This window comes from Streptomyces sp. W16 (assembly GCF_033194735.1).
Lineage (GTDB): Bacteria > Actinomycetota > Actinomycetes > Streptomycetales > Streptomycetaceae > Streptomyces.
The window spans coordinates 1-8867 of sequence record NZ_JAWOAI010000426.1; the positions used below are offsets into that span (position 1 = coordinate 1).

Annotated in this window: 9 protein-coding genes; 1 reads left to right on the forward strand and 8 read right to left on the reverse strand. The window is 70.1% G+C overall.

Annotated features, from left to right (window positions below; all coding sequences use genetic code 11):
* Nucleotides 1-187: 187 nt before the first annotated feature.
* The 7 genes from R6V09_RS38835 to R6V09_RS38865 form a co-directional block, all read right to left on the reverse strand.
* Complete coding sequence (locus R6V09_RS38835; RefSeq protein ID WP_317886184.1) at nucleotides 188-1207, reverse strand: sugar ABC transporter substrate-binding protein; 1020 nt, start codon at nucleotides 1205-1207, stop codon at nucleotides 188-190.
* A gap of 247 nt (nucleotides 1208-1454) precedes the next feature.
* Nucleotides 1455-2303: a sugar phosphate isomerase/epimerase family protein gene (locus R6V09_RS38840; RefSeq protein ID WP_317886185.1), complete on the reverse strand. Its 849-nt coding sequence runs from the start codon at nucleotides 2301-2303 to the stop codon at nucleotides 1455-1457.
* A gap of 127 nt (nucleotides 2304-2430) precedes the next feature.
* The gene (locus R6V09_RS38845) at nucleotides 2431-3318 is read right to left on the reverse strand and encodes a sugar phosphate isomerase/epimerase family protein (protein ID WP_317886186.1); all 888 of its coding nucleotides are present in this window, start codon (nucleotides 3316-3318) and stop codon (nucleotides 2431-2433) included.
* Between the two features lie 85 nt (nucleotides 3319-3403).
* Complete coding sequence (locus R6V09_RS38850; protein ID WP_317886187.1) at nucleotides 3404-3532, reverse strand: hypothetical protein; 129 nt, start codon at nucleotides 3530-3532, stop codon at nucleotides 3404-3406.
* A gap of 92 nt (nucleotides 3533-3624) precedes the next feature.
* Nucleotides 3625-4845 (reverse strand): cysteine desulfurase-like protein, encoded by a 1221-nt coding sequence (locus R6V09_RS38855; protein ID WP_317886188.1) that lies wholly within the window; start codon nucleotides 4843-4845, stop codon nucleotides 3625-3627.
* A 36-nt stretch (nucleotides 4846-4881) separates the two neighbouring features.
* Complete coding sequence (locus tag R6V09_RS38860) at nucleotides 4882-5643, reverse strand: helix-turn-helix transcriptional regulator (RefSeq protein WP_317886189.1); 762 nt, start codon at nucleotides 5641-5643, stop codon at nucleotides 4882-4884.
* A gap of 100 nt (nucleotides 5644-5743) precedes the next feature.
* Nucleotides 5744-6232 (reverse strand): PaaI family thioesterase, encoded by a 489-nt coding sequence (locus tag R6V09_RS38865; RefSeq protein ID WP_317886190.1) that lies wholly within the window; start codon nucleotides 6230-6232, stop codon nucleotides 5744-5746.
* Between the two features lie 93 nt (nucleotides 6233-6325).
* Between R6V09_RS38865 and R6V09_RS38870 the strand changes: the two genes are divergently transcribed.
* The gene (locus tag R6V09_RS38870) at nucleotides 6326-6808 is read left to right on the forward strand and encodes a winged helix-turn-helix transcriptional regulator (protein WP_317886191.1); all 483 of its coding nucleotides are present in this window, start codon (nucleotides 6326-6328) and stop codon (nucleotides 6806-6808) included.
* On the opposite strand, the gene R6V09_RS38875 is transcribed toward R6V09_RS38870, so the two are convergent.
* Nucleotides 6797-8866, reverse strand: coding sequence for a GH92 family glycosyl hydrolase (locus R6V09_RS38875; protein WP_317886192.1), 2070 nt, complete (start codon nucleotides 8864-8866; stop codon nucleotides 6797-6799). The two genes, R6V09_RS38870 and R6V09_RS38875, sit on opposite strands and share 12 nt — an antisense overlap.
* Between the last annotated feature and the right edge of the window lies 1 nt (nucleotide 8867).

Consider the following 8867-nt stretch of genomic DNA (forward strand, 5'->3'; position numbering starts at 1 on the left):
CATCGACTGGGACCAGAACGTCTTCGGCGGCCAGGACTGAGCCGCACCCCGGCATAAGGAGCCCGGTACGACTCGAAGAGGTACGCGCATGACGACGGACGAACCGCTGCGGATCGGTGTGCTGGGCACGGCCCAGCCGGCGACGGGGAGTCCGTCGCCGGCTGGGCCGTGATCTGGGTCCTGGGCGTCACCGTGTTCCCTTGGCGGCGAACTCGGCGACCTTCGCGACGTTGGTCTTGTCGACGAAGGCCGGGCCGGTCAGCACGGGCTCCTGACCGCCGCCGCTGTAGTTGCCGTTCGTCTTGTACAGCCACAGCGAGTCGACCGCCAAGTAGCCCTGGAGGTACGGCTGCTGGTCGATGGCCCACTGGATCTTGCCGGACTTGATGGCGCCGACCGCGTCCTTGTTGAGGTCGAAGGTGGCGAGCTTGGCCTTGCTGCCGGCATCGGCGATGGACTGGATGGCGGTCATCGCGAACGGGGCGCCGAGCGTCGTCACGTAGTCGATGGTCTTGTCCTGCGTGAGCTTGGCACTGATCGTCGACTTCACCGACGGCATGTCCGTGCCGTTGACGTAGAGGATGTCGGTCTTGCCGGTGAAGGTCTTCTTCACGCCGGCGCAGCGGGCCTCCAGGGCCACCTGCCCCTGTTCCATGATCACGCAGATGGTGTGCTTGGCTCCGGCCGCGTTGAGTTTGCGGCCGAATGCCTCGCCGGCGATGCTCTCGTCCTGGCCGAAGTATTCGAGGAGGCCCTGCTTCTTCCAGTCCTGCACGCCGGTGTTGAAGCCGACGACCGGGATGCCGGCCTTCTCGGCCGTGGCTACCACGGACTTCATGGCGTCGGGCTTGGCGAGGGTGACCGCGATGCCGTCGACCTTCTGGTCGATCGCGTTCTGCACCAGGTTGGACTGGTTGGGCCCGTTGGGGTCGCTGGAGTAGACGAGCTTGACGTTGTCCTTGGCCGCGGCGGCCTGGGCGCCCTTGCGGATCGTGTCCCAGAAGGTGTCACCGGGGGCCGCGTGCGTGATCATCGCGACCGTCATACGGGGCGTGGTGGCCTTGCCTGCCGAGACACCGGCCCCGCTGTCATCGGACTGCTTGCCGCCGGAGCTGCTGGAGCAGCCCGCCACAAGCAGTGCGGCGGCCGCAGCCGCGGCGACGACGGGGACGATTCTGCGGGAGCGGGGGTGGGATGTACGGTCCATCTTTCCGGCACCTCACTGTGCTGCAGCGGATCACATGCCGTTAACACGGCTGTTGCTTATGCCGAGATAGAACCGTCACGCCACCCCGAGGGTCAACGCTTGTAATGACATCATTTATCCATCACGCCAAGATGTCTGAACAATTTCTCGGCGCCGGCCAAAACGTGCCTCGTACATCGAAATGGAAATGAAAACAGGGGCGGCGAGAACGACCGTGGTTTCGTTCCCGCCACCCCTGTGGCCTTTTTTAGTTCACGAGTGCCGCGGCACTCCGATATGCCGCAGCGGCGGCCTCCCGCACCGGCAGCGCGCGGTGCGTGTCGGAGAGGATCTCCACGCCCCACGGGCCGCGGAAGCCGGCCGTGCGGAGCGCGGCGATGACCCCGGGCAGGTCGAACGAGCCCTCGCCGCACAGACGTCGGCGGTGGACGGTGTCCTCGAAGAGCGTGCCGACGACGGCACTGTCGGCGTCGTTGAGTTCCACGCCCACGATCCGCGAGCCGGGCACCTCCGCCAGTTCTGCGGGCGGGGTGTGGGCGCGCTCGGTGTGCCAGATGTCGATGATGAGGCCGCCCGCCGGGTGACCGGCGGCCTCGACGAGCCGTAGTCCGTCGTGCACGGTCTTCAGGTTGGACCAGGGCAGCGGCTCGACGCCGAGCCGGGCGCCGACCCCGTCGGCCTGCGCCGCCAGTACGGCGAACTCCTTTGCCCAGACGTCGAGTTCCCAGGGTTCGTCCGCCACGTCGGGGCCGATCTTGAAGGTACGGGCGCCGAGCGCCTCGATGGCCTTCAGCAAGCCGGCCCGGGCCTCGTCCGACGCGGCGCGCCGGGGTCCGTCCGCCCACCAGTCGGTCAGCAGCTCCAACTCGACGTGGCTGATCCCGTTGTCCGCGAAGAGCGACCGGATGCCGGCCATTCCGTACTCGCGCTCGGCTTCCACCAGGTCCGCGTACAACAGTCCGAAGGCGGTGAATCCGGCTTCGCGCGCCGCTTCCACCCGTTCCCGCAGGTTCAGCGGACTGCGCTGGTCCTCCTCATCCGGAGCGGTGTCGCCTGCCGTCGTCCAACAAGTGGCCAGAAATTCGTCGGAGGTCATTTCTGTTTCCTGGATTCCTCATGTTCGGAAAAGACGCGGCGCCCGATCGCTCCGGCATTCTGAAATGGCCTTGGTGCATCGGTCAATCCCTCGGAACACATCAAAAGCACATCAGGCCCGCATTCGGCTACGCGACGCCGCGCAGTACCGTGCGCAGATGCTCGGCGCTGGCCCACACGTCCTCGACCGGGCCCTTCGCCTTGGGCTCCTCGGTGAGGATGGTGTCCTGTTCCAGTACGTACCAGCCGTCGTAGCCGCGGGCGCTCAGGTGGGTGACGATGGCCTCCACATCCACGTCTCCGGCGCCCAGCGGGCGGTACATGCCCTTGCGGACGGCGTCGGTGTAGCTGAGCTGTCCGTCCTGGACCTTGGCGGCGAGGGAGGCGTCCACGTCCTTCATGTGGGTGTGGGCGATCCGCTCGGGCGCCTGCCGGGCGAGTTCGGCCGGGTCGGTGCCGCCGATGAGGAGGTGGCCGGTGTCGAGGCAGAGGGAGATCGCCGAGTGCTCCAGGACGCGCCGGACCTCGTCGCCGTTCTCGATCATCGTGCCGACGTGCGGGTGCAGGACGGCCCGCACTCCGCGTTCGGCGGCGAGCGAGGCGAGCCGGTCGAGGTTGGACAGCAGCAACTTCCAGCCGTCGGCGTCGAGTTCGGGGCGCGAGTCGTAGCCCTCCTGGCCGGTGACGGCCGACAGGACCAGCACCTCCGCCTTCGAGGCGTCGTAGCCCGCCAGGAGCTGTTCGGCCTCGGGCAGCGGGTCGTGGCCGGGCACGTGCAGCAGCAGCGGGGTGAAGCCGCCGACCGCGTGCAGGTCGTGGTCGGCGAGGGTGCGGGCCATGGCGTCCGGCGCGGCGGGAAGGAAGCCCTCGGGCCCGAACTCGGTGGCGGCCAGACCGACCTCGCGCATCTCGTTCAGCACCCTCTCGGGCGTCAACTGGTAGCCCCAGCCGGGTACTTCGCAGACGCCCCACGAGATGGGGGCACCGGCGATCCTGTTCAGGGGGGAGGTGGTCATGCTGTGGCCTTTCTGAGTTTCCAGTCGGGGTCGGCGACCGGTATCGACGGGCCCGAGGGCCACTACGGCATGCTCGGTCATACCATCAACTCCGCACCGTACGACCGAAGTTCGCGCCCTGCACCGCGGGCACCGGCTGCCGGGTGACCGAGCCGTCGGTGCCGTGGATCTCGAAGCCGATGCCGCACTGCGGGCCGACGACCAGGCCGTTCACCTGGACGTAACAGTAGGCGCGGCGCGGGGCATTGCTGAAGGGGTCGAATCCATCATTAACCCGTCAATGGGCACTTCTTTTTTCCGTCATCCCTACGGCCGCTTCAAGAACAGTTCCAGTCCGGTCAGGAGTCGGTCGACGTCCTCGGTGTCGGTGTAGGGCGCGAGGCCGATGCGCAGGCCGCCGGAGTCGCCCAGGCCGAGCCGGCGGGAGGCCTCGATGGCGTAGAAGGAGCCGGAGGGTGCGTGGACGTGGCGTTCCGCGAGGAAGCGGGAGGCGTCCTGCGTGCCGTGCGCGCCAAGGGCCTCGTCGAAGGTGAGGAGCACGGTGGGTGTGCGCTCGGCCGCCTTGGAGTGGACGGTGATGCCGTCCAGGGCGGCGAGTCCCAGGTCGATGCTCGTGCGCAGGACTTCCTCGTGTCGGTGGAGCGCGGCGAGACTGGCCGTCAACCGCTCTCGGCGGCTCCCGGTGGCCCCCGCGTCGAGGCCCGCGAGGACGTCGACCGCCGCGCTGGTCCCGGCGAGCAACTCGTAGGGCAGGGTGCCGAGTTCAAAGCGTTCGGGGACGGCGTCGGAGGAGGGGAGGAGCTTGTCCGGCCGTAGGGTCTCCAGCAGTTCGGGCCGGGCGGCGAGGACGCCGAGGTGCGGGCCGAGGAACTTGTACGGCGAGCACACGAAGAAGTCGGCGCCGAGTTGCCCGAGGTCGACCAGGGCGTGCGCGGTGTAGTGGACGCCGTCGACGTGGAACAGCGCTCCCACCTCGTGGGCGAGGCGGGCCATCTCGGGGATCGCGGGCCGGGTGCCGATCAGGTTGGAGGCGGCCGTGACGGCGACCAGCCGGGTGCGGTCGGAGAGGGTGGCGCGGAGGTGGTCGAGGGTCAGTTCACCGGTCGCCGGGTCGAAGTCCGCCCAGCGGACGGTGGCGCCGGCCAGCTCGGCCGCCTGGATCCAGGGGCGGATGTTGGCGTCGTGGTCGAGGCGGGTGACGACGACCTCGTCACCGGGCGCCCACGTCGTGGCGAGGGTGCGGGCGAGGTCGTAGGTGAGCTGGGTGGCGCTGCGGCCGAAGACGATGCCGGAGGGGTGCGCGCCGAGGAGGTCGGCCATGGCCTCGCGGGCGCCGGTGACGATGGTGTCGGCGTTGCGCTCCCCCGCCGTCACCTGGCCGCGGTTGGACAGGGGGTTCGAGAGCGCCCGGGTGATGGCCTCGATGACCGGCCGGGGTGTCTGGGTGCCGCCGGGGCCGTCGAAGTGGGCGGTCCCGGTGCTCAGGGCGGGGAACTGCGCGCGCAGGGCGGTGATGTCGTACGTCACGAAGGTGAGCTCCTGTCGGTGCGGCGGCTCGGGCGGTCAGCGTCCCGTGCGGGGTGGGAGCAGGCCGATCTCCTGCGCCCGTAGCACCGTACTCACCCGGTCGCGTGTGCCCAGTTTCCGGTACAGGCTCTCGACGTGCTTGTGGACCGTACGCACGGAGATGCCCAGGCGGTGGGCGATGGCCGAGGCGGTGAGGGCGTCGGCGAGGAGCAGCAGGACGGTGACCTGGCGGGGGGTGAGGCGGCAGTCCTCGGGTATCTCGGGCGGTGTCCGGGTGGCGTGCCGGCGTTCGAGGAGTTGCCGCTGCTGTTCCACGCCGGCCAGCAGGGGCTGGATCAGCTCGGCGGCCCGGACGTGGTCCTCGGTGAAGTCGGAGCCGGCCCGGTAGACGAGGGCGCCGGTGACCGGGGTGGCCGTGCCCGGCAGCGGGTTGGCCAGGACGTGGTCGGCGTCCATCAGGCGGCTGATCGTGCCCGCGGTGCGGCTGTCCGCCCACCCCTTCCCGGCCACCCGGTGGGCGGTTCCGGGGCGGCGGACGGCCCCGGCCGTGAAGTAGTGGTCCGCGAAGGGACAGCCCCGGCGCAGCACCGTCATCGCCTCGTCGTCGATCCGCCCGAAGTGTGCCGCGGCGGCGGGCGAGAGCCCCATCGCGCCGCTCCGGTCCGTCCACTCGTCGAGCTTGTAGATCAGCGCCTCGCCCCCGCACAGGCCCGGCAGCGCCGCGGCGACCAGCGGCCACAACCGCGCGGGATCCCGTTCGTGCAGCGACTTGCGGCAGACTTCACAGCGCGCCGGCAAGGCCTGAGACCGTGAGGATCAAGGGAGTTGACGGTACGGATCCGCCTGCGCGGGGGACAGGCGGACTCCTCTTCCACGACTGTTTCCGGTCAGGGGACGGTCAGGGGACGGGAAACAGCAGGCAGCTGCTGGTGGCGTGGGCGAGCAGCCGGTCCTTCTCGTCGAGCAGTTCGGCCTGGGCGAGCGCGGTGCGTCGTCCGCCGTTGAGGACGGTGCCGACGGCGCGGATCCGCCCGGTGTCGGCGGTGACCGGTCGCAGGAACTTCACGGACAGGTCGAGCGACGTGTAGCCCATGCCCTCCGGGAGCGTCGACTGCACCGCGCAGCCGGCCGCCGAGTCGAGCAGGGTGGCGAAGACCCCGCCGTGCACGCTGCCGATGGGGTTGTAGTGCTCCTCCCCCGGAATCAGGGAGAACACCGCGCGCCCGTACTCCACCTCGTCGACGGTGAAGTTCATGGTGGCGCCGACGGGCGCCGCGGGGAGCCGTCCGGCGAGCACTTCCCGCAGGAATTCCAGACCCGTGGTCTTTCCTACGGCGGCTGCCGAGATCCCCGGATCCTGCCACTCGTACGTACGTGACCGTCCCATGCGGTAGTGCCTCCTCAGCTGGCTTCTTCAATAGAAGCTAGATCCAGTCGCAGCTGACTGTCAATGACAGAGCCAGCTGGCTATGGTGGCGGCATGGAATGGCTCGATGTGAGCACGGAGAACTGTCCGGTCCAGAGCACGCTCGATCTCGTCGGCGAGAAGTGGACCCTGCTGATCCTGCGGGACGCCTTCATCAGGGTCCGCCGTTTCGACGACTTCAGGCGTCATATCGGGCTCTCGGACGCGGTGCTGTCCGACCGGCTCCGCAAGCTGGTCGCGGCCGGCATCCTGACGACCGTGCCCTACCAGCAGGCGGGGAGCCGGACGCGCAACGAGTACCGGCTGACGGGAAAGGGCCGCGATCTGTGGCCGATCCTCATGGCCCTGCGGCAGTGGGGTGAGACATATGCGGCCGACCCCGAGGGCCAGGTCCTGGACGTCCGGCACACCGCGTGCGGCGCGCCGGTACGGGTGGTGGTGGAGTGCGACGGACCGCACGGCGCACTCGCACCGACCGAGGTGACGGCCGCTCCCGGACCCGCGGCCCGCCGCGTGCGGAGCCCGCTACCGGAGTGAGTGCCTGGGCGACTGCCGGGGTGCGTGCTTGGGCGACGCGGCGCCGACCGTGAGCGAGGTGCCGTCACCCCGGTGGACGGTGGCGGTGGTGAACAGGGGTGCGGTGCGGGTGAGTTGGGCGGTGCCGGGGACCTCGGGGTAGAGGCCGAGGCTCGCCCACACCGCCCAGGAGGACATGGCGCCGAGGTCGTCGTTGCCGACGAGGCCACCGGGTGCGTCACTGAACAGCGTGGACAGCGCGCGCTGGACGACGGCCCCGGCCCGGTCGGTGCGGCCGACGTGGGTGTACGCCCAAGGGGTGCCGAAGGAGGGCTCGTTGCCGAGGTAGGCGTAGGGCTCCGAGGCACCCGCGTTGAGGCTGGTGAAGAAGGTGTCGAGGCGGGTGGTGACGGCGGCGTCGCCGCCCATGGCCGCGAACAGTCCGGGCAGATCCTGCGGCACCATCCAGGTGTACTGGGCCGCGTTGCCCTCCACGTACTCCGTCTTCTGCGCCGGGGTGAAGGCCGGCCAGGTGCCGTCGGCGGCGCGGGACTGGAGGTATCCGGTGGCGGGATTGAAGAGGTTGCGCCAGTTGCCGGAAGCACGCAGCAAGGTGTTGTAGGCGGTCAAGTCCCCCAGCCTGTGCGCGAGTTGGGCCAGCGCGTAGTCGGCGACGGCGTATTCGAGGGTGGTGGAGACCGAACCCCACACCCCCTTGGTGCCGGCGGGGACGTAGCCGAGGGTGTCGTACTGCACGTGTCCCGGGCGCTGACGGTCGTCCTGGCGGTCCGCGAGGGCCGTGCGCAGCAGGACGTCGGCATCGAAGTCGGTGCCGCCGAAGGCGTGGATCGCGGACGCGATGGCGGGCAGCGGATCGCCGACCATGACGCCGCTGCCACCGTTCGCGAGGGTCCAGCGGTCGAAGTACCCGGCCTGGAGGCCCTGGTTGAGGACGGACTGCGCGATGTCGGAGGCCTCGCGCGGGGCGAGCAGCGCCAGCAGCTGGACCTGGCAGCGGTAGACGTCCCAGCCGGAGAAGTTCGCGTACTGCACATGCCCGGTGCGGGTGCGGTGGACGAGCCCGTCCATGCCGGTGTAGCGGCCGTCGGTGTCGCTGAAGACGCTGGGGTGCAGGAGGGCGTGGTAGAGCGCGGTGTAGAAGACCCGGCGCTGGGCGTCCGTGCCGCCGCCGACGGTGACGCGGTTCAGCCACGTGTTCCAGTCGGCGCGGACGGCCTGCCGGACGGTGTCGTACGACTGCGCAGCCTGCTCGGTGAGCGCGTTGCGTCGGGCGCCCTCGACGTCGACGAAGGAGACGCCGACCCGGGCGGTCACGGTGCGCACGTCGGGGGCGAAGGTGACCATGGCCGCGCCGGCTTTGCCGTCCGGGTGGGCGGACTTGGCGAAGGGCTGGTCGAAGGTGGCGTGGAAGTAGAGCCGGTAGCGGTTCTTGGACTTGCAGAAGGCGCCGCTGTCGCTGTAGCCGGACAGGGTGTCGGTACCGATGTCGACCGATCCGGTTGCCGCGGTGAACGCCTTGGCCGCGTCGATGCTCACCGCGGCGGGGCGGGTGTCGGCCGCCGGGTAGGTGAAGCGGGCGATGCCCGAGCGCTGGGTGGTGGTGAGGTCGGTGCCGATGCCGTTGTCGAAGGTGACGTGGTAACTGCCGGGCGCCGCCTGCTCGTTGGCGTGCGAGAAGGTGGAGTAGGCCGGGGGCGCGATCTCCTGGGTGGGCATGAAGGGCACGTTGCCGTAGGCGGCGCAGCCGGCTCCGGAGATGTGCGCGAGGCTGAAGCCGCGGATGCGGTTGTCGCCGTAGGAGTAGCCGCCGTGCTGGTAGGTCACCGTGTCGGGGCTCCACTGCATCCCGCCCAGCGGGGCCGAGGCTCCCGGGAAGGTGTTGCCCGCGCCGCCGCCGTGTCCGAAGTCGGGGCCGCCGGGGGCGGTGCCGACGAACGGGTTGACGTACCGCGCGAGATCGTCGACGGCCCGGGGCCGGGGCTTGCCGTCCGCCCGGACCGGGGCGGCGGCGGCCGTTGCGGACGCCACGAGCACCGAGGCCGCCAGTACGGCCCGCAGC